The sequence below is a fragment of the Luteimonas colneyensis genome (assembly GCF_014836665.1).
GTDB lineage: Bacteria > Pseudomonadota > Gammaproteobacteria > Xanthomonadales > Xanthomonadaceae > Luteimonas > Luteimonas colneyensis.
On the sequence record NZ_JACSQJ010000005.1, the window covers coordinates 30,740 to 50,621 of the forward strand.

General features: G+C 70.1%; 19 protein-coding genes and 2 tRNA genes. 8 read left to right on the forward strand and 13 right to left on the reverse strand.

Annotated elements, in window-relative coordinates; all coding sequences use genetic code 11:
• Positions 1-2 precede the first annotated feature (2 nt).
• From H9645_RS09660 to H9645_RS09670, 3 genes are all read left to right on the forward strand, one after another.
• Positions 3-1,106 carry a dipeptide epimerase gene (locus tag H9645_RS09660; protein ID WP_191729500.1) on the forward strand — a complete coding sequence of 368 codons (1,104 nt, stop codon included), beginning with the start codon at positions 3-5 and terminating at the stop codon, positions 1,104-1,106.
• Positions 1,107-1,113: 7 nt separating this feature from the next.
• Positions 1,114-1,950 (forward strand): MurR/RpiR family transcriptional regulator, encoded by an 837-nt coding sequence (locus tag H9645_RS09665; RefSeq protein WP_191729501.1) that lies wholly within the window; start codon positions 1,114-1,116, stop codon positions 1,948-1,950.
• Positions 1,951-2,049: 99 nt separating this feature from the next.
• Complete coding sequence (locus H9645_RS09670; RefSeq protein ID WP_191729502.1) at positions 2,050-3,294, forward strand: dicarboxylate/amino acid:cation symporter; 1,245 nt, start codon at positions 2,050-2,052, stop codon at positions 3,292-3,294.
• A gap of 18 nt (positions 3,295-3,312) precedes the next feature.
• Here H9645_RS09670 and H9645_RS09675 read toward each other — a convergent pair whose 3' ends face one another.
• From H9645_RS09675 to H9645_RS09705, 7 genes are all read right to left on the reverse strand, one after another.
• Positions 3,313-4,944 carry an FMN-binding glutamate synthase family protein gene (locus H9645_RS09675; RefSeq protein ID WP_225218165.1) on the reverse strand — a complete coding sequence of 544 codons (1,632 nt, stop codon included), beginning with the start codon at positions 4,942-4,944 and terminating at the stop codon, positions 3,313-3,315.
• A 71-nt stretch (positions 4,945-5,015) separates the two neighbouring features.
• Positions 5,016-5,103: transfer RNA gene (locus H9645_RS09680), tRNA-Leu, on the reverse strand.
• Between the two features lie 93 nt (positions 5,104-5,196).
• Positions 5,197-5,284 (reverse strand) — tRNA-Leu (locus tag H9645_RS09685).
• 36 nt (positions 5,285-5,320) lie between these two features.
• Positions 5,321-6,604, reverse strand: coding sequence for an MraY family glycosyltransferase (locus H9645_RS09690; RefSeq protein ID WP_191729504.1), 1,284 nt, complete (start codon positions 6,602-6,604; stop codon positions 5,321-5,323).
• A 259-nt stretch (positions 6,605-6,863) separates the two neighbouring features.
• The gene (locus tag H9645_RS09695) at positions 6,864-7,868 is read right to left on the reverse strand and encodes an NAD-dependent epimerase (protein ID WP_191729505.1); all 1,005 of its coding nucleotides are present in this window, start codon (positions 7,866-7,868) and stop codon (positions 6,864-6,866) included.
• A gap of 73 nt (positions 7,869-7,941) precedes the next feature.
• Positions 7,942-9,105, reverse strand: coding sequence for a zinc-dependent alcohol dehydrogenase (locus H9645_RS09700; RefSeq protein WP_191729506.1), 1,164 nt, complete (start codon positions 9,103-9,105; stop codon positions 7,942-7,944).
• An 81-nt stretch (positions 9,106-9,186) separates the two neighbouring features.
• Positions 9,187-10,074: a MerR family transcriptional regulator gene (locus H9645_RS09705; RefSeq protein WP_191729507.1), complete on the reverse strand. Its 888-nt coding sequence runs from the start codon at positions 10,072-10,074 to the stop codon at positions 9,187-9,189.
• Positions 10,075-10,174: 100 nt separating this feature from the next.
• Here H9645_RS09705 and H9645_RS09710 point away from each other — a divergent pair, with 100 nt between their 5' ends.
• The 5 genes from H9645_RS09710 (at position 10,175) to H9645_RS09730 (ending at position 15,727) form a co-directional block, all read left to right on the forward strand.
• Positions 10,175-10,699, forward strand: a complete 525-nt coding sequence (locus H9645_RS09710) for a fasciclin domain-containing protein (protein WP_191729508.1) — start codon at positions 10,175-10,177, stop codon at positions 10,697-10,699.
• Entirely contained in the window at positions 10,696-10,923 is a 228-nt protein-coding gene (locus H9645_RS09715) for a DUF378 domain-containing protein (RefSeq protein WP_191729509.1), read from the forward strand. The genes H9645_RS09710 and H9645_RS09715 overlap by 4 nt, the downstream gene beginning before the upstream one ends.
• 5 nt (positions 10,924-10,928) lie before the next feature.
• Positions 10,929-12,371, forward strand: a complete 1,443-nt coding sequence (locus H9645_RS09720; RefSeq protein ID WP_425490231.1) for a cryptochrome/photolyase family protein — start codon at positions 10,929-10,931, stop codon at positions 12,369-12,371.
• Positions 12,372-12,431: 60 nt separating this feature from the next.
• Positions 12,432-15,077, forward strand: coding sequence for a DNA ligase D (gene ligD / locus H9645_RS09725; RefSeq protein ID WP_191729510.1), 2,646 nt, complete (start codon positions 12,432-12,434; stop codon positions 15,075-15,077).
• Between the two features lie 98 nt (positions 15,078-15,175).
• Positions 15,176-15,727, forward strand: a complete 552-nt coding sequence (locus tag H9645_RS09730; RefSeq protein WP_191729511.1) for a DUF2058 domain-containing protein — start codon at positions 15,176-15,178, stop codon at positions 15,725-15,727.
• Positions 15,728-15,747: 20 nt separating this feature from the next.
• Here H9645_RS09730 and H9645_RS09735 read toward each other — a convergent pair whose 3' ends face one another.
• From H9645_RS09735 to H9645_RS14220, 6 genes are all read right to left on the reverse strand, one after another.
• A complete protein-coding gene (locus tag H9645_RS09735) occupies positions 15,748-16,116 on the reverse strand; it encodes a CopG family antitoxin (RefSeq protein WP_191729512.1) in 369 nt (122 codons plus the stop codon).
• A 10-nt stretch (positions 16,117-16,126) separates the two neighbouring features.
• Positions 16,127-16,420 (reverse strand): BrnT family toxin, encoded by a 294-nt coding sequence (locus tag H9645_RS09740; RefSeq protein WP_191729513.1) that lies wholly within the window; start codon positions 16,418-16,420, stop codon positions 16,127-16,129.
• Positions 16,421-16,636: 216 nt separating this feature from the next.
• The gene (locus H9645_RS09745) at positions 16,637-17,167 is read right to left on the reverse strand and encodes an outer membrane beta-barrel protein (RefSeq protein ID WP_191729514.1); all 531 of its coding nucleotides are present in this window, start codon (positions 17,165-17,167) and stop codon (positions 16,637-16,639) included.
• Between the two features lie 123 nt (positions 17,168-17,290).
• Positions 17,291-18,421 (reverse strand): non-hydrolyzing UDP-N-acetylglucosamine 2-epimerase, encoded by a 1,131-nt coding sequence (gene wecB / locus H9645_RS09750; RefSeq protein WP_191729515.1) that lies wholly within the window; start codon positions 18,419-18,421, stop codon positions 17,291-17,293.
• 100 nt (positions 18,422-18,521) lie between these two features.
• Positions 18,522-19,445 carry an SOS response-associated peptidase family protein gene (locus H9645_RS09755; RefSeq protein ID WP_191729516.1) on the reverse strand — a complete coding sequence of 308 codons (924 nt, stop codon included), beginning with the start codon at positions 19,443-19,445 and terminating at the stop codon, positions 18,522-18,524.
• An 84-nt stretch (positions 19,446-19,529) separates the two neighbouring features.
• Entirely contained in the window at positions 19,530-19,871 is a 342-nt protein-coding gene (locus H9645_RS14220) for a helix-turn-helix domain-containing protein (protein WP_225218166.1), read from the reverse strand.
• Positions 19,872-19,882: the final 11 nt, after the last annotated feature.

Consider the following 19,882-nt stretch of genomic DNA (forward strand, 5'->3'; position numbering starts at 1 on the left):
ACATGAAGATCACCGATATCCGGCTCGCGATGCTGCGGGTCCCGCTGAAGACGCCGTTCAAGACCGCGCTGCGCACCGTCGACACCGTCGAGGACATCGTGGTGATGATCCACACCGACGACGGCCGCATCGGCTACGGCGAGGCCGCGCCCACGGCGGTGATCACCGGCGACACCCACGGCTCCATGATCGAAGCGGTCGCACGGGTCATCGGCCCGCGGCTCATCGGCCGCGACGTCGCCGACCTCAACCGCAACGTGCAGCTGGTGCAGACCGCCATGGAGCGCAACACCAGCGCCAAGGCCGCGGTCGAGATCGCGCTGTACGACCTGTGGGCCCAGCTGTACGGCGCCCCGCTCTACCGCATGCTCGGCGGCGGCGGCGACCCCGTGGTCACCACCGACCTCACCATCAGCGTCGACTACATCGACAAGATGGTGGCCGACTCGCTGGCCGCGATCGACCGCGGCTTCGAGTCGCTGAAGATCAAGGTCGGCAAGGACATCGGCCTCGACATCGAACGGGTCAAGGCGATCCACGCCGCGGTCGACGGCCGCGCCCTGCTCCGCCTGGACGCCAACCAGGGCTGGACGCCGAAGCAGGCGGTGTTCGCCATCCACGCCCTGGAGGACGCCGGCATCCACCTGGAACTGCTGGAGCAGCCGGTGCCGGCGAGCGACATCGAAGGGCTCAAGTACGTCACCGAGCGCGTGCATACGCCGGTGATGGCCGACGAGAGCGTGTTCGGCCCGTCCCAGGTCATCGACCTGATCCAGCGGCGCGCCGCCGACATCATCAACATCAAGCTGATGAAGACCGGCGGCATCTCGAATGCGGTCCGCATCGCCGACATCGCCGCGGTGCACGGCGTGGACTGCATGATCGGCTGCATGATCGAGTCCGCCATCAGCGTCGCGGCCGCGGTGCACCTGGCCGTGGCCAAGGCGGGCGCGATCACCAAGGTCGACCTCGACGGACCCTCGCTGTGCACCTTCGACCCGGTCGAAGGCGGCGTCGAGTTCAACGAGGCCGAGATCGCCATCAGCGACGCGCCGGGCCTGGGCATCCGCTCGGTGCGCGGGCTCGAGCCGATCACCACCGGCTGAGGCGCCGATGCCCCCGCTCGCGAGGATCCGCGGCGAACGCGACCGGATGTCGGCGATCGAGCGCCGCATCGCCGACTTCATGCTCGACAACGCCCACCTGCTGCGCGACTACTCCTCGCAGCAGCTGGCCAACGCGCTCGGCATCAGCCAGTCGAGCGTGGTGAAGTTCAGCCAGAAGCTCGGCTTCAAGGGCTACCCGGACCTCAAGTTCTCCATCGGCGAATCGCTGGCGAGGCTCGACTCCGACAACGGCGACGCCGGCACGGCACTGGCCGCGCGCGACGATGATCCGGGGGCGCAGCTTGCCGAATCGCTGTGGCGCGCCAAGGCCGAGGCCGTGACCGTCACCCGCGCGCTCAACGCGCACACCGACGTCGCCAGGGTGGCCGAGGCCATCCGCGCGGCCGGCAAGGTCTACGCCATCGGCGTCGGCAACGACGGCCTGCACGCGCGCTCGATCGCGATCAAGCTGGCGATGATCGGGCGCACCGCCATCCACCTGTTCGACCCGGCGCTGATGGCGGTCGGCAGCTCCTCGGCCGGCACCGGCGACGTCCTGCTGGTGCTCTGCGAACACGGCCAGGAAGCCGCGCTGTGCCACACCGCGCGCCTGTTCCGACAGCGCGGCGGCAAGGTCGTCACGATCACCCGGCACACCGCGAACGCGCTGCGGGCGCATGCCGACATCGCCCTGCTGGTCAGCGCGCACGACCCGCGCCCGCAGGTGGAGCTGCTGCTGTACCACGCGGCCCTCCAGCACCTGCTGGACCTGGTGTTCCTGCTGCTGTGCGAGGACGAGGCCCACCTGCGTATGCTGGTCGAGAACGCCGCACCCATCGAATGAGACGCCCATGGCAGCACCTCGCAACGCCTTTGCAGGAGCGGCTGTAGCCGCGACAACCGCCGGTCGAAGCCGCAACCCTGCATCGGGGAGGCGTTGAGGATGCCGCGGCTTTCAAACGCGGCCCGCGTGCTGCTGGCACTGGCCCTGGGCGCCATCGCCGGCCTGCTGCTGGCCTGGAACGATCCCGCGCTCGGCGCGCGCGCGGCAGACCTGGTGCAGCCCGTCGGGCGCCTCTGGCTCAACGCCCTGCAGATGACCGTGGTGCCGCTGGTGGCGGCGCTGGTGGTGCTGGGCGTCAACTCCGCCACCGACGCCGCCGCCTCGGGCCGCACCGCGCGGCGGGCGATGGCCGTGTTCGCCGTGCTGCTGATCGCCTCCGGCGGCTTCACCGCCTTCATGGCCCCGGGCCTGCTGTCGCTGGTACCGCGCGACCAGGCCCTGGTCGACGCGTTCCGGCTCGCCATCGGCGCCGACGAAACCGTGATCGGCCGCGCGCCCTCCTTCGGCGAATGGATCACCACGGTCATCCCCAGCAACGCGCTCGCGGCCGCGGCCGCCAACGCCATGCTGCCGCTGGTGGTGTTCTCGCTGTTCTTCGGCTTCGCCGCCACCCGCATCGACCCCGAGCGCCGCGCGCGCCTGCTCGAGCTGGTGCAGGCCATCGCCGACACCATGATCCAGGTCGTGCGCTGGGTGCTGCTGGCGGCACCGCTGGGCGTGTTCGCCCTGGTGCTGGCGGTATGTGCGCGCGTGGGCCTGGCGGTGCTGGGCGCGCTCGGCTGGTACGTGCTGCTGCTGTGCACGCTGTACGTCATGGTGACCGTGCTGCTGTACGGCGTCGCGCGCCTCGTGGCGAAGGAGCCGGTGCGCCGCTTCATGGTCGGCATCTTCCCTGCCCAGGTGATCGCGGCCAGCACCCAGTCCTCGCTGGCGTCGCTGCCGGCGATGATCGACTGCGCGCGCAGCCGCCTCGGCTACCCGCTGCACGTCACCGCGCTGGTGCTGCCGATGGCGGTCTCGCTGTTCCGCATCACCAGCCCGGTCCAGTACATCGGCGTGGTGAGCTTCATCGCCTGGATGTACGGCCTCGACCTTGGCGGGCTGCAGGTCGGCACCGCCATCGTGCTGTCGGCGCTGATCAGCATGGGTTCGGTCGGCCTGCCCGGCCAGGTCAGCTTCATGACCAACAACCTGCCGGTGACGCAGGCGATGGGCCTGCCGGTGGAGCCGCTGGGGCTGCTGCTGGCGGTGGACAACATCCCCGACGTGTTCTCGACCACCGGCAACGTCACCGGCGACCTGACCGCGACCGCCATCGTGAACCGGCTGGAGGGCGGCGCGTAGCCGCCACCGCAGGCGCGGTCAGCGGCTCTTGGAGGCGCGCATCTCGAGCACGCGCGGCGGCGGGGCGAAGGTGTCGGCGCGGGCGTCGGCCCAGAACGAGCGGAACACGGCGTGGCGCTCGGGCACGTCGCCCAGCAGTTCGCCCGGCTGCAGGAACTGGTAGATGTTGGCCAGCGAGCTCACGTGGTTGCCGGACACCCGGCGCACGATGTGCTCAGGCCCCAGCTCCGCCGGCGACGACAGCCCCGCCGCGCACAGCAGGTCGCGGAAGCCCAGCATGGTGTTGCGGTGGTAGTGCTCCACCCGCTCGGCCTTGCCCGCGACGTCGAGGTGGGTCCAGCGCCGCGGATCCTGGGTGGCGATGCCGGTCGGGCAGCGGTCGTTGTGGCAGCTGCGCGCCTGGATGCAGCCCAGCGAGAACATAAAGGCGCGCCCCGCGTTGCAGAAGTCCGCGCCCATCGCCAGCGTGCGCGCGATATCGAAGCCCGAGGTGATCTTTCCCGCCGCGCCCACCCGGATCCGGTCGCGCAGGTCCACGCCCACCAGGGTGTTGTGCACCAGCATCAGCGCTTCCTGCAGCGGCACGCCGATGTGGTTGACGAACTCCACCGGCGCCGCGCCGGTGCCACCCTCGGCACCGTCGACCACGATGAAGTCGGGCAGGATCCCGGTCTCGCGCATGGCCTTGGCCACGCCGAACCATTCCCAGGGATGCCCGATCGCCAGCTTGAAGCCCACCGGCTTGCCGCCCGCCAGCTCGCGCAGCCCGGCCACGAACTCCAGCAGCCCGATCGGCGACCCGAAGGCCGAATGCTGCGCCGGCGAGATGCAGTCCACGCCCGCCGCCACCCCGCGCGCCAGCGCGATCTCCGGCGTCACCTTGGCCGCCGGCAGCATGCCGCCGTGTCCGGGCTTGGCGCCCTGCGACAGCTTGATCTCGACCATCTTCACCTGCGGGTCGGCGGCGTTGTCGGCGAAGCGCGCCGGATCGAAGCGCCCCTCCGCGTCGCGGCAGCCGAAGTAGCCCGAGCCGATCTCCCACACCAGGTCGCCGCCGTGCTCGCGGTGGTAGCTCGAGATCGAGCCCTCGCCGGTGTCGTGGTAGAACCCGCCGCGCTTCGCGCCCAGGTTCAGCGCGCGGATCGCGTTCGCCGACAGCGAGCCGAAACTCATCGCCGAGATGTTGAACAGGCTGGCCTCGTAGGGCGCGTTTCCGCCCTCACCCACCGTGACCCGGAAGTCGTGGTCGGACAGGTGCGTGGGCACCAGCGAATGGTTGATCCACTCGTACTCGTTGCCGTAGACGTCGTGGATCGTCCCGAACGGCACCGTGTCCTGCATCCGCTTCGCCCGCTGGTACACCAGCGCACGCTGCTCGCGCGAGAACGGCACCTCCTCGGTATCGCGCTCGATGAAGTACTGCCGGATCTCCGGCCCCACCGACTCCAGCCCGAAGCGGAAGTGCGCCAGCACCGGATACAGCTGGCGCAGCGTGCTGGTCCGCTGGCTTACGTCGGCCAGGCCCAGCACCGACAGCGCGCCGGCCACGCCCGCCACCCACCACCACCCCGGTGACCATGCCAGCGCCAGCGCGATACTGGCCAGCGTGACGGCGATGCAGGCGATCCAGGCGGCGTGGCGATAGGTCATCGGCGGTACCGGAGTCGCGCCGGGCTGGCGCCGGGGCATGATCCCACAGCGTGCGTGGCCGCCCGACAGTCTGGTGCCCGGGGTGGGATTCGAACCCACAAGGCCTTGCGGCCGGAAGATTTTAAGTCCCCTGCGTCTACCTGGTTTCGCCACCCGGGCCGATGGCGCGGCCCGGTGTCCCGGATGCGCACCCGGGTTCAACGCATAAAGGCAGGCGATGCGGCCGCGGCTGAATGCGCGAGGCGCTCGAAATGGTGCCCGGAGCGGGACTCGAACCCGCAATGGCCGCAAGGCCCAGGGAGTTTAAGTCCCCTGCGTCTACCGATTCCGCCATCCGGGCGGGCTGGACAGTCCGCCATGATGGCGGATTCCGGCCTCAGGCGCTGCGGCGTAAACGCTGGTCGTCGGAATCCTGGCCGCCTTTGCCCTCGGCCTCGGCCCCGGTCGCGGACGGACCGGCCGGATGCGTACCGTCGCGGGACGGCATGGTGCGTCCCGCGATGCTCGCGGCGGCGACGCCCAAGGCCGCCCGCGGCGGCTCGCCGCCTCCGTCCTGGCGGCCACGGATGCGCTCGGGCAGCGGCCCGAACACCGGCAGCGCGCGCAGCGCGCCAAAGAAGCGCAGCGTCGCCGCGCGGTTGCAGCTCAGCGCATACCAGCCCACGCACAGGGCGACGAAGGCGGCCAGGATCGCCATGTTCGGCACGTCCAGGCGCATCATCTGTCCGGCCACCGCGCCGGTCGCGAAGCTGAAGACCATCAGCGTCAATGCCGCCTGGGTCGGGCCGAAGCCGGCGTCCTGCATGAAGTGGTGGATGTGGTCGCGCCCGGCGGAGAACGGCGAGCGGCCTTCGCGCGTGCGGCGCACGGTCAGCACCAGGCAGTCCATCACCGGGATCGGGATCAGCCACAGCGCGAGCACGGGGTTCACGGGATGGCCGGAGTTCTGGGTCAGGCGGAACACCACCCACGCCACCAGCAGGCCCAGCCAGGCGCTGCCGGCGTTGCCCATGAAGGTCTTCGCGCGCGGCTGCCAGGGGAAGCGCATGTTGTAGAGCAGGAAGGCGCAGACGGCGCCGGCGATCACCAGCGAGATCCGCGCCAGCGAGGGGTTGCCGGCGTAGACGGCGGCGGCGGCCAGCATCACCAGGCAGGCCGCCACCAGCGAACCCGCGAGGCCGTCGGCACCGTCGACCATGTTGATCGCGTTGATGATGCCGACGGTGGCGAACACGGTGAACGGCACCGAGATCCAGCCCAGCTCGCCCATGCCGAACACGCCGCCGAGATTGGCCACGCGCACGCCGGCGCCGTAGATCATGATCAGCGCGGCGACCACCTGGGCGAGCACGCGCCAGTACCAGCGCAGGTCATGGCGGTCGTCGTACAGGCCCACGCCCACCAGCAGCAGCGAGGCGGCCAGGAACGCGAGCATGGTCGAGGTGGCGTGCGCGGGCAGCAGCGGCAGCACCACCAGGCAGCCCACGACCATCGCCAGGCCGCCAATGATCGGGGTCGGATGGGCGTGGTCCTTCCGGCCCTGCGGGAAATCGAGGAGGTTCAGGCGCGGCGCCAGCGGGTGCAGCAGCTTCAGCATGCCCCAGGCGATCACGGCGGCCAGCAGTGCGTAACCCAGCCCGATTTCCAGCACCCAATCCATCACGACTCCATTCGCTGGTCTGCGCTGCCACGGGAGCGCCCGTCCGACCTTGTGCATGCAAGAACCAGGCCAACTCGACGGTGGCCCGGCGCGAAAGGGCATACGACGCGGCGGTCGCACGTCCAGCATGCCAGCCCGACGTGGACGACCCGTGACAGGATCGGCGGCAAGGCCTTCATACTACGGCATTGTTGCGCCGCAGCATAGCCGTCCGGCACCCTGCGCCCGCGGGCGCCACCAAGTGCCCCCCAGCGGCGCTTCAGTAGTAGTCGCGGTACCAGCGCACGAAGTTGGCCACGCCCTCTTCCACCCCCACCACCGGCCGATAGCCGACGTCCGCGACCAGCGCCGAGACGTCGGCCTCTGTGTCGGGCACGTCGCCGGCCTGCAGCGGCAGCAGCTCCATCACCGCCTTGCGGCCCAGGCACTGTTCCAGCACCTCGATGTAGCGCAGCAGCTCGACCGGCTGCTCGTTGCCGATGTTGTAGATCCGGTACGGCGCCACGCCGCTCGAACCCGGATCCGGTGATTCGCCGTTCCACGCCGGATCGGCGGTGGCCGGCCGGTCCAGCGCGCGCACGATGCCTTCGACGATGTCGTCGACGTAGGTGAAGCTGCGGCGGTGGTGGCCATGGTTGAAGACCTTGATCGGCTCGCCGGCCAGGATCGCCTTCGTGAACAGGAACAGCGCCATGTCCGGGCGACCCCAGGGCCCGTACACGGTGAAGAAGCGCAGCCCCGTCGACGGCACGCCGTAGAGGTGCGCATACGAGTGCGCCATCATCTCGTTGGCCTTCTTGGTCGCCGCGTACAGCGTCAGCGGATGCTCGGTGGCCTGGTGCTCGTTGAAGGGCATGGCGCGGTTGGCGCCGTAGACGGAACTGGTGGAGGCGAACACCAGGTGCTCGACGCCGTGGTGGCGGCAGCCTTCCAGCACGTGCAGCGTGCCGGTGACGTTGCTCGACACGTAGACGTGCGGATTCTCCGCCGCGTAGCGCACGCCCGCCTGCGCCGCCAGGTGCACGACGCGGTCCGGCCGGTGCGTCGCGAACACCGCCTCCACCGCCGCGCGGTCGGCCAGGTCGGCCTGCACGTGGGTGTAGCCGGGATGGTCCATGAAGCGCGCCAGCCGCGCCTTCTTCAGGTTGACGTCGTAGTAGTCGTTGAGGCTGTCGAAGCCGATGACCTCGTCCCCGCGCGCCAGCAGCTTGAGGGCGACATGGCTGCCGATGAAGCCGGCGGTGCCGGTGACGAGGACTTTCATTGCGTGACTCCCGGAGACAGGGCGGCATGATACCGCCCCTGCCCCGGCGTCACGGCGTCACGGCGTCACGGCCTCACGGCGTCAGCACCACCTTGCGGCAGTCGTCCTCGGCGCCGTTGAAGATCTCGTAGCCCTTGGCCGCGTCGTCGAGCTTCATGCGGTGCGAGATGATCACCTCCGGCGCCAGCCGCCCCTCGCCGATCGCCTCCAGCAGCTCCGGCATGAAACGCTGCACGTGCGTCTGGCCCATCTTGAACGTCAGGCCCTTGTCGAAGGCGTCGCCGAACAGGAAGCCGTGGATGAAGCCCGCGTACACGCCCGGCACGCTCACCGTGCCGCCGCGGCGCGTGGCCGCGATCGCCTGGCGGATGGCCTTGCCGCTGGAGCCCTCCAGCTTGAGGTTGGTCAGCACGGTTTCGGTCGCGCTGCCCTTGGCCTCGAAGCCCACGGCCTCGATCGTGGCGTCCACGCCGCGACCCGCGGTGGCCTCGACGATCGCCTCGGCCGGGTCGTCGACCTCGTCGAAGTTGATCGGGATGATCCCGTACGTCGCGCGCGCGAACTCCAGCCGGTAGGCGTGCTCGTCGACCATGAAGATGGTTTCCGCGCCGAGCATGCGCGCGCAGGCCGCCGCCATCAGGCCCACCGGGCCCGCGCCGAAGATCGCCAGCGTCGACCCGGGCTCCACGCCGGCATTGACCACGGCCTGGTAGCCGGTCGGGAGGATGTCGGACAGGAACAGCACCTGCTCGTCGGACAGCACGTCCGGGATGACCAGCGGGCCGACGTTGGCCTGCGGCACGCGCACCAGTTCGGCCTGTCCGCCGGGCACGCCGCCGTACAGGTGGCTGTAGCCGAACAGCGCCGCCGGCGGCTTGATCTGCTTGGCGTTGAGGATCGCGCCGCGGCCGGTGTTGGTGGTCTCGCAGGCCGCGTACTCGCTGAGCAGGCAGTGGAAGCACTGGCCGCAGGCGATCACGAAGGGGATCACCACCCGGTCGCCGCGCTTCACCCGCGTCACCGCCGGGCCGGCGTCCTCGACGATGCCCATGAACTCGTGGCCGAGGATGTCGCCGTCCTCCATCTTCGGGATCTTGCCGCGGTAGATGTGCAGGTCGGAGCCGCAGATCGCGGTGGCGGTGACGCGCAGGATGATGTCGTCGGCGGCGACCAGCGCCGGATCCGGAACCGTCTCGACGCGCACGTCCTTCGCGCCCTGGTAGGTCAATGCCCGCATGGGGAGTCTCCTCGCTGCGCCGCGTGCGGCGTGGACGGACGATCCTGCGGACCACCCCGTGAGTCCGGCGTGGCGTGCTGGTCAGGCAGCGCGACGGGCGTGCGAGACGTGGCGGGCGAAGACCTGCGGATCCGTCACCGCGCGCACCCGAGGCAGCGCCAGGGCCTCGCCGAGATAGCGCGCATTGGCGCCGCCCAGCCACACCGGGATGCCCGGATCGAGCGCGGCGTCGAGCTCGCGCAGCGCGTCCAGCGCCGCGCGCGCCTGGCCCGGATCCACCGAGCTGACAGCGACCGACGCCGCGCCCAGCCGGTTGGCCACGCGCGCCAGCTCCGGCGCCGGCAGCTCGGTGCCGAGGTACAGCACCGGCTGTCCGAGCTCGTGCAGGTGCAGCGCCGCGCCGAGCAGGCCGAGTTCATGCGGCTCGCCGCTGAGCGTCGCGAACAGCACGCGCGGGCGTCGCTCGCGCGGATGCTGGTTGAGGATCGACAGCAGCCGCGCGCGCAGCATGCTGCTGACCAGCCGCTCCTGCGCGATCGCCAGGCGTCCGTCGGCCCAGCGCTGGCCGACTTCGCCCAGCAGCGGCATCACCACGCGCGCGAGCAGCACCGGCAGCGGCAGCGTGGCGATGGCCACGGAGAGCTCCCGATCGAAGACGTCGACGCGGTAGTCGGCGACCGCGTCCAGCAGCTGCCCGGGCAGTCCGTCGAGTCCGCCGTAGCCGGCGTTGCGGCGCTCCTCGAGCAGGGCATCGAGCGCGGCGTCGTCAAGCCGTGCGAGGTCGCGGATCGGGTGTCCGCGATCGGTCAGGCGATGCAGCTTCGCCAGGCGCTCGACCATCGCGGCGTCGTACAGCCGGCGTCCCTGCGCGTCGCGGATCGGCACCACGGCGCCGTGCCGGCGCTCCCACGCGCGCAGCGTCTCGGGCGTGAGCCCGCTGAGTTCGGCGGCGGCCTTGACCGGGTACATGCCGAGGACTGTACAACCAAAATACAATCATCGCCTGTACACACATCTAACCGCCGTGGCGGGAGACTGGCGCCGTCACCCACACCCCAAGGACATCGCCATGCACGCCCCGTCCCGCCTCCGCCTCCTCGCCGCCGCGCTGGCCATCGGCCTCGCCGCGCCCCTGGCCCACGCCGCCCCGTCCGGCGACGCCGCCGCCAGCAAGCCTGCACAGGCCAAGGCCGACATCGTCGACACCGCCGTGGCCGCCGGCCAGTTCGGAACCCTCGCCGCCGCCCTGAAGGCCGCCGGCCTGGTCGACACCCTGAAGGGCCCCGGTCCGTTCACCGTGTTCGCACCCACCGACGCCGCCTTCGCCGCGCTGCCGGCCGGCACCGTCGAGTCGCTGCTGAAGCCGGAAAACCGCGAGCAGCTCACCGCGATCCTCACCTACCACGTCGTCCCCGGCCGCTACCCTGCCGCCCGCGTCGCCGGCATCGACAGCGCCGCCACCGTCAACGGCGGCACGATCGACATCAAGGCCGACGGCGGCACCGTGATGGTCGACGAGGCCCGCGTCATCCAGGCCGACGTCACCGCCACCAACGGCGTCATCCACGTCATCGACAAGGTGCTCATGCCATGAAAGCCATCAACCTCATCACCCTGGTCCTCGTGATCGTGGGCGGCATCAACTGGGGCCTGGTCGGCCTCGCCCAGTTCGACCTGGTGGCGGCGATCTTCGGCGGCCAGGACGCCCTGCTCGCCCGCGTGGTCTACGTGCTGGTCGGCCTGTCCGCACTCTGGCAGATCGTGCCGCTGCTGCAGGCCGGCAGTGCCGGACAGGTGCGGGCGGAGGCTCGTCGCTGATCCACATGCCGCCACGCGACCTGCCTACCGCGGTCATCTGGTTCCGCGACGACCTGCGCCTGCGTGACCACCCTGCGCTGCAGGCCGCAGCCAGGGCCGGCTTCGCCCCGCTCCCGGTGTACATCCATGCCCCCCACGAAGACGGTGGATGGGCGCCGGGAGCGACTTCCAATGCCTGGCGGCACCGTTCGCTGGCCGCGCTGGACGCCTCGCTGCGCCAGCGTGGCTCGCGTTTGCACGTCTTCGCCGGCGACAGCCTGGCCACGCTGCAGGCGATCGCCGCGGTTACCGGCGCCGGCGCCGTGTACTGGAGCCGCCGGCACGAGCCCGCCGCCGCGCGGCGCGACGAGGCGGTGCGCCGCGCCCTGCGCGCGCAGCGACTGCGCGCCGATGCCTGGAACGCCAGCCTGCTGTTCGAGCCCTGGCAGCTGGAGACCCGCGCCGGCGATCCCTTCCGCGTCTTCACCCCGTTCTGGAACGCCGCCCGCCGCGCGTGGTCGCCGCAGGCGCCATACCCGGCGCCGGACGCCCTGCCTGAATTCGACCGTCTGCCGGGCGAAACCGCTCTCGACGCCCTCGGCCTCGCGCCCGACATCCCCTGGGACGCCAGCTTCTGGGCGCACTGGACGCCGGGCGAAGCCGGTGCCGACGCCGCGCTCCAGGCCTTCATCGAACACGGCCTGCACGACTACCGCGACGGCCGCGACCGGCCCGACCGCCCCCTGACCTCGCGGCTGTCGCCGCACCTGCACTTCGGCGAGATCGCGCCCTGGCGCATCGTCGACGCCGTCGCGCACGCGGGTCCGGTGGAGGAGCGCGCCGCCTTCGTGCGCGAGCTGGCCTGGCGCGAGTTCGGCGTGCACGTGCTGCACCACTTCCCGCAGACGCCCGACGCCAACTTCAACCCGCGCTTCGACGACTTCCCCTGGGCCGCGCCCGATCCGGCCCTGCTCGCGGCCTGGCAGCGCGGCCGCACCGGCGTGCCGATCGTCGACGCCGGCCTGCGCGAGATGCGCGCCACCGGCTGGATGCACAACCGCGTGCGCATGGTCGTCGCCAGCTTCCTCACCAAGCACCTGCGCCTCCACTGGCTCCACGGCGCGCGCTGGTTCTGGGACCACCTGGTCGACGCCGACCTCGCCAACAACACGCTCGGCTGGCAGTGGGTGGCCGGCACCGGCGTCGACGCCGCGCCGTACTTCCGCATCTTCAACCCGGTGCTGCAGGCGCGGAAGTTCGATCCCGCGGGCGAGTACATCGCGCGCTGGGTCCCCGAGCTGCGCGGGCTGCCTGCGAAGGCGCGGCACGCGCCCTGGGAGGTCCCGAGCGGCTCGCGCCCGACCGGCCTGTATCCCGCGCGCCCCATCGTCGACCTCGCCGAAGGCCGCGCCTCCGCGCTGGAGGCCCTGAAGCGCATCCGCGTGCCGGTCGCCGACCCGCTGGGCTGACCGGCCGTTCACGGCGGCGGCGGGAAGGTGGGTGGCCCGCCCGCACGCAGGTGCCGCCGCATGAGCCTGGTCGAATACCGCCGCAAGCGCAGCTTCGACAAGACGCGCGAACCCGAGCCGGGCAAGCCGCTGCCGCGCGGCCAGCGCGCCATCTTCGTCGTCCAGCTGCACCACGCCAGCCGTCGCCACTATGACTTCCGGCTGCAGGTGGGCGACGCCCTCAAGAGCTGGGCGGTGCCCAAGGGCCCGAGCTACGACCCCGACGTCAAGCGCATGGCGGTGGAGGTCGAGGACCACCCCGTCGACTACGCCGGCTTCGAGGGCGAGATCCCCAAGGGCGAGTACGGCGGCGGCCACGTCGCGCGCTTCGACCACGGCGTATGGTCCACCGAGGGCGATCCCGAGGCGCAGCTCGCGAAGGGGCATCTCCGCTTCGAACTCTTCGGCGACAAGCTCAAGGGCGGCTGGCACCTGGTGCGCTCGGGCAAGCCGGCGAAGCAGCCCCAGTGGCTGCTGTTCAAGGACAAGGATGCGTGGGCGGGCACGCTCGAGGCCGACGACCTGCTGGCCGACGTCACCGCGCCGCCCGCCGCCGACCTCAAGCGCGCCGGCGCGGGCAAGGCCGTCAAGAAGAAGCTCGCCGCGGTGCCCGTGCGCAAGGGTCGCCGCAAGGACTGGGCGAAGCAGGCGCTGAAGCTCGCCGGCGCGCGCAAGGGCAAGGCGCCCGACGGCCCGTTCGAGCCGCAGCTGGCGAAGCTGCACGAGCGCGCGCCCGAAGGCGACCAGTGGCTGCACGAGATCAAGTGGGACGGCTACCGCATCCTCGCCACCATTGCGAAGGGCGAAGTGCGGCTGTGGTCGCGCAACGCGCTGGAATGGACCGCGAAGCTGCCCGAGATCCGCGCCGCCATCGAAGCCCTGCGCCTGGACGCCGGCGCGCTCGACGGCGAGCTGATCGCCGGCGGCGGCACGAAGGACGACTTCAACCTGCTGCAGGCCACGCTCTCGGGCGAGCGCCAGGGCAGCCTCGCCTACGCGCTGTTCGACCTGCTGCACATCGACGGCGTCGACGTCTCCGGCGCCCCGCTGGTCGCGCGCAAGGCGCTGCTGCAGTCGCTACTGGCCGGGGCCACCGGGCACCTCGCCTACAGCTCGCACACCGTGGGCGACGGCGAGGCCGCGTTCGAGCTGGCCGGCGAGAACGACTTCGAGGGCATCATCTCCAAGCGCGCCGACCGCCCCTACCATCCCGGCCGCAGCGACGACTGGCGCAAGACCAAGCAGCTGGCCAGCGACGAGTTCGCCGTGGTCGGCTACACCGCGCCCAAGGGCAGCCGCACCGGCTTCGGCTCGCTGCTGCTGGCGAAGCCCGATGCCGAACATGGCTGGCGCTACGTCGGGCGCGTGGGCAGCGGCTTCAACGACAGGCTGATGGCCGAGGTCACCGCCAGGCTGCCGAAGCGCGGCGCCAGGCAGCCCACCGCCCACGTCGGCACCACCGACACCGACCTGCGCACGGCGACCTGGTTCGCGCCGCGCTTCGTGGTCGAGGTGTTCTTCCGCGGCATCGGCCGGCAGCAGCTGCTGCGGCAGCCATCGCTGAAGGGATTGCGCCGGGACAAGGACGTGGCGGACCTGGCGGACAGCGACCACGGAACGACGGAGGAGAGGCCGATGGCCGCGAAGAAGGCTGCGAAGAAGGCGAAGAAGACATCGGCGGCAGCGGCGACGAAGAAGGCGACGAAAAAGGCCACGAAAACGGCCTCCGCGAAGAATGCTTCGAAGGTGGCTGCGAAGAAGGTCACGCCGCGTGGAGCGAAAGCGCGCCCGGACCGCCAGCCCCCCGCCCTTTCCAGCCCCACCAAGATCCTCTACGCCGATATCCGCGCCACCAAGCAGGACGTCTGGAACTACTACACCGCGGTCATGGACCACCTGCTGCCCGAGGTGCAGGGCCGTCCCGTCTCGATCATCCGTTGCCCGTCCGGCACCGACAAACCCTGCTTCTTCCAGAAGCACCTCACCGCGGGACTTGGACTCGTGTCCACGCAGCGCCTGAAGGAGGAAAGCGGCATCAACGCCGACTACCTGGTGATCGAGGACGCCGCCGGCCTGCTGGAACTGGTGCAGTTCAACGCGCTGGAGTTCCACCCCTGGGGCGCCCACGCCGACACGCCCGACACCGCCGACCGCGTCATCTTCGACCTCGACCCCGGCCCGGGCGTGCCGTTCTCCGAAGTGAAGCGCGCCGCCACCCACATCCGCCGCCTGCTCGACCAGGCCGAACTCGAATCCTTCCTGCGCGTCTCCGGCGGCAAGGGCCTGCACGTGGTGGTGCCGCTCAATCCGGGCTGCGACTGGGACCTGACCAAGCGCTTCGCACAGGGCTTCGCCCAGGCGCTGGCGCAGAGCGAGCCCGACCGCTTCGTCGCCACCGCCACCAAGGCCAAGCGCAACAAGCGCATCTTCGTCGACTACCTGCGCAACGGTCGCGGCGCCACCGCGGTGGCCTCGTATTCGCTGCGCGCCCGCCCGCGCGCGCCGGTGGCGATGCCGATCGCCTGGAGCGCGCTGTCGAAGCTGGAGCGCCCGGATCCGTACACGATCAAGGACGTGCCGGCGATGCTGAAGCGCCGCCGCAAGGACCCCTGGGCCGACATCGACAAGCTCAAGCAGAACCTCGCCGCCTGGTCCAACGGGGACTGACGCCTCTCCACACCCCTTCCCTGTAGGAGCAGCTACAGCTGCGACCCCAACCCACCCCACCGCTATCATGGTCCGCCCCTCCCGCCGCCCGACCACCCATGGCCAAACTCAACCCCCTCCAGGAACAACTCCTGAAAGCCGGCCTGGCCAAGAAGTCCAAGGTCGCCGAAGTCGCCCGCCAGCAAACCAAGGCCCGCCAGGGCAAGGCCCCGCCGACCGACGCCGAGATCCAGCGCGACGCCGAACGCGCCCGCCTCGAGAAGATCGAACGCGACCGTGCCCTTGAAGCCGAGCGCAAGGCCAGGGCCCGCGACGCCGAACTCCAGGCCCAGGCGCGACAGATCATCCAGGACAAGAAGGTGCCGCGCAGCGGCGAGAGCGAGTACCGCTTCACCGCCGACGGCGCGATCCGGACGCTGCTGGTGAACGACGAGCTGCGGAAGAAGCTGTCGTCAGGCGCGCTGGTGATCGCGCGCCTCGGCGACCGGTACGAACTGCTGCCGCGCGGCGCTGGCGATAAGGTGCGCGAGCGCGTGCCGGATTGGATCGTGCTGGATCATGGGCAGCCGGGCGACGAGGCCCTCGCCGCCACGTCCGAAGACGACGCCTATTACGCGCAGTTCAAGGTTCCCGACGATCTGGTCTGGTAACCACTCGGGTCGCAGCCGCTTTACTGCGCAGCGGCCTTCCTGGTGCGCTCGATGAACGCTTCCACCGGGGGACTCGACTCGTCAGCCGATTGGGCCTGGTCCATGCGGTTGCTCAGGTCTGCCTGGATCTGCTGGAACTCCGAGCGTGCGAACCGCATCAGCAGGTCGCGGATCATCGGCTGGTAAGCGATGCCGTGATGGCTCGCAATCGCTTTCAGCGCGTCGATCAACGGGATGGGCAGCCGGATCGAGACCAGCTTCATCGCCAGGTTGGTATCGAGCTGCAGAGACTCGTCCTCAGGCACCACCGCGACGTGCGCATCGCTACGCCCATACTCGCCGCTTTCCCACTTGGCGGTTACTTCTGCATCAAGGGCACGTGTCGTCATGGCGGGTTCCTCAGAAGTCATGGGGCTTTCCGTGCCGCCGGTAGATGGCCAGCTCGGCTTCATTGGGCTCGTAGCAGGTACGGATGAAGTAATCCCCGCGCGGGACATAACAGACCTTCAGAAGCCGACCCTTGTTGGTCGGCGCTATGAACCAGCGTGTCGGAGGATCAGTGGCATGTTCCTCCCGGGTGTCTATCAGCAGATGACCGGTGCGATTGGCAAAGCACTGCTCAACCTCCGGCACTCCAACATCATGTTCGGCAGCCAGCTTGGCGCGAATCTGATCCGAGATCCGGATGGCCATGCAGCATCCTTTGCCTTGGCGGCTGTCGATTGTATATAAACCACGATGTATATACAAGTCTCGCGAGGGCCCAGCCCGATCAATTCCGTCCGGCCGCGTCGATCGTGAATTGCTTCCCGCGATGGCGCAGGTGTTCCCAATGCAGGCAACCGAAACGGACGCAGAAAAAGGCCGGGCATGAGCCCGGCCTTTCGCATCACGACAATCCGCAATCGATCAGAAATCGAACCGCACCTGCACCTGCGCCAGATCCACGTCCACGTCATCCAGCTCGAAGCGGCTGTACTCGCCGCGGAGCGCGAAGGTGTCGGTGAAGCGGTACTGCAGGCCCAGGCCGTAGGTCGGGTCGGTGCCGTCGTCGGAGGCGCTGCCGATGCCGGCGGCGCGGGCGTCGGCGTCCCAGCTGTGCACGCCGGCCTTGGCGTAGCCCGAGAACTTGTCGGTGAACGGCAGCGTGCCGACCGCGACCAGCGAGACCGTGTCGGCTTCCAGCGAAGCCACGTCGCCGTACTCGATCTTGCCGAAGTCGGTGTAGCCCAGCTCGAAGCCCCAGTTCGGGTGCAGCTGGTAGCCGCCGTAGACCTGGAAGCCGGTCTCTTCTTCGTCGAGGATGCCCTCGTCGATCATCGACTGGCCGACGCCGGCGCCGGCGTAGAAGCCGACGGGCTCGGCCGCCTGGGCGCCGAACGACAGCGCGCCGAGGGCGGCGGCAAGGACGGTACCGGCAAGGAAAGGGGTCTTGTTCATGACGTGTCGCTCCTGGAGGTTGTAAGTCACACCTCCAACGTGGAGCCGCACCCTGCAGAACGAAGTGGCACAAACGCCACTCATCGTTCCACCCTTCCGCTTTGAATCACGCCTGCGCCGTGATCAGACGGCCTCCAGCACCCGCTGCCCTTCCACCTCCGCCACGCCCAGCAGCCGCTCCAGCTCCGCCACGATCCGCACCGCCGTGCGCCCGTCCCACTTTTCCGGGATCGCGCCGCGCTTCCACTGTCCCGCGAACAGCCGGTCCAGCGCCGGCTTCAGCGCCGCCGGATCGGTGCCCAGCAGTTCGTTGGTGCCTGTGGTGATGGTTTCCGGCCGCTCGGTGGTGGTGCGCAGCGTCATGCAGGGCACGCCCATGACCGTGGTCTCCTCGGTGATGCCGCCCGAGTCGGTGATCACCGCCTTCGCGTGCTTCACCAGCCAGTTGAACTCCAGGTAGGGCTGCGGATCCACCAGCCGGATCGACGGCGGGAAGCCCGGCAACTCGCGCAGCGTCTTCGCGGTGCGCGGGTGGACCGGGAACACCACTGGCATGCCGCGCGTGCCCTCGGCGATCGCCGCCAGCAGCGCCGCGAAGGTGCCAGTCGCGTCCACGTTCGAGGGCCGGTGCAGGGTCAGCACGAAATAGCCGCCCGGCTCCAGGCCCTGCGCGGCCGCGAAGCCCGGCGCGCGCAGCCGGTCCATGTTGGCCAGCAGCGTGTCGATCATGGTGTTGCCGACGAAGAAGATGCGCTCCGCGCCCACCCCGGCCGCGCGCAGGTTGGCGTTGGCCACCTCGCTGGTGGTGAAGAACCAGTTGGTGATGGCGTCGGTCACCATGCGGTTGATCTCCTCGGGCATGCCCCAGTCGCCCGAGCGGATGCCCGCCTCCACGTGCGCCACCGGCACGTGCAGCTTCTGGGCGGCGATCGCGCAGGCCATGGTCGAGGTCACGTCGCCGACCACCAGGCACAGCGCGCTGCGCTCGGCCAGCAGCAGCCGCTCGTAGCCGACCATGATCCCCGCGGCCTGCTCGGCCTGGCTGCCGGAGCCGACCTCCAGGTTGACCTGCGGCGCCGGGATCCCGAGCTGCTCGAAGAAGTCCCCCGACATCCGCGGATCGTAGTGCTGGCCGGTGTGCACCAGCCGGTGGCGGAGCCGCCCCCCCTGGGCCCGGCGGGCATCGAGCGCCTGGATGATCGGCGCGATCTTCATGAAGTTCGGGCGCGCGCCCGCGATGATGTCGATGAGCATTGCGTAGGCCGGAAGGCATCGGACGATGCGGGGGTTCCAGCTACACCAACGTCAACCGGCCCCACGGCCGGACGCCATCAGATGTCCCGCGCTTCCATGGTCAGGCCGCCTCGCGATGTTCGTAATACGGCCGCTCCCGGTCATCGAGGATCGCGTACAGCGCGGCCAGGTTGCCGGGGTCCGGCGTCAGCCACGCCTCCAGGTGCTCCGCCTTGATCGGCACGATGCAGCGGTCATGCCCCGCCGCCGCCACCTCGGCCGGCGGCGCGTCGGTGATGGCGGCGAACGAGTACAGCTCCGAGCCGTCCGCCTCCGCGGTCCGCGTCCACAGGCAGGCCGCGATCATGTCGCGGCCGTCGCTGGGCCGGAACTCGAGGACCTGGTCGTGGCCGCCGCGGTCGACGTGTTCGTAGAAGGCGCTGGCCACCATCACCCCGTGGCCGTGGCCGAAGACCTTGCCCCAGGACTTCTCCAGGTTGTCGCGGCGGGCGTTGTAGGTGCCGGGGTATCGGCGCTCGATGGCCTCGGTCCAGTCGGGCAGCCGGCACTGGTAGCGCATCAGGCGCGCCACGTAGCGGCCGCGCTCGCGGATGACCACCGGGCACCAGTAACCGGGATAGATGCGGCCGGGACCGGCGTCGGCGGTCGGCGCGCGGAGTTCGTCCAGGCGACGCATCGCGGCCTCGACCTTGCCGGTGCCGATGCGAATGTCGTCACGGGCCTTCTTTGTCTCGCGCGCCTGCAGCGAGCGCTCTGCGTCGGCGACGCGCTTGCGCTGGGCGAAGACCAGCTGGGTGAGCTGGTCGATCTCGGCCTGGTCGGCAGCGGCGATGGCGGCGGCGATGCTGGCGGGGGCGAGCGCCATGGCTTCGCGCTCGACGACGCGGGGCATCCTGGGGCGCTTGCCGGGGTCCTTGCCCTTGCGGATCCAGAATTCCTCGACGTACCAGTCGGGGTCGATCTTGACGCCGAGCGTGCGTTCGAGTTTGCGGATTTCGGCGTGGACGAGGGCGGAGTAGCACATGGCGGATTGCGATAGGCGATCGAGGTCACATTCGCCTCGATACTGCACCTGTGCGGGTGAACGCTAGCGCTTGGGTTTCCTCGATCATGAGTCCACCCCCGCAAGCAGGCGCAGGCCGAGCACGGCGAGCATATCCAGCACCTTGTCCAGCTCGGCGCTGACCTTGCCACGCTCCAGCTCGCTAATGAAGCGGGGGCCGGTGCCGGGAAGACCGGCCAGATCGGGCTGAGCCAGGCCGTAGGCCTTGCGGGCCTGGCGCGCGGCACCGCCCAGAGGGCCGGCATCGGCCAGCACCACAGATGAACCCGTACGGGACAATGGGTCCGTCATCAGACCGGGGCAGCCTTGCTGTTCCCGATCGGGATAATCCAGCAAGCGGTGCGCTTGCCTCAAGGCAATCATCCCGATCGAAAATGCGGCCAGCACCCGGATCGTCT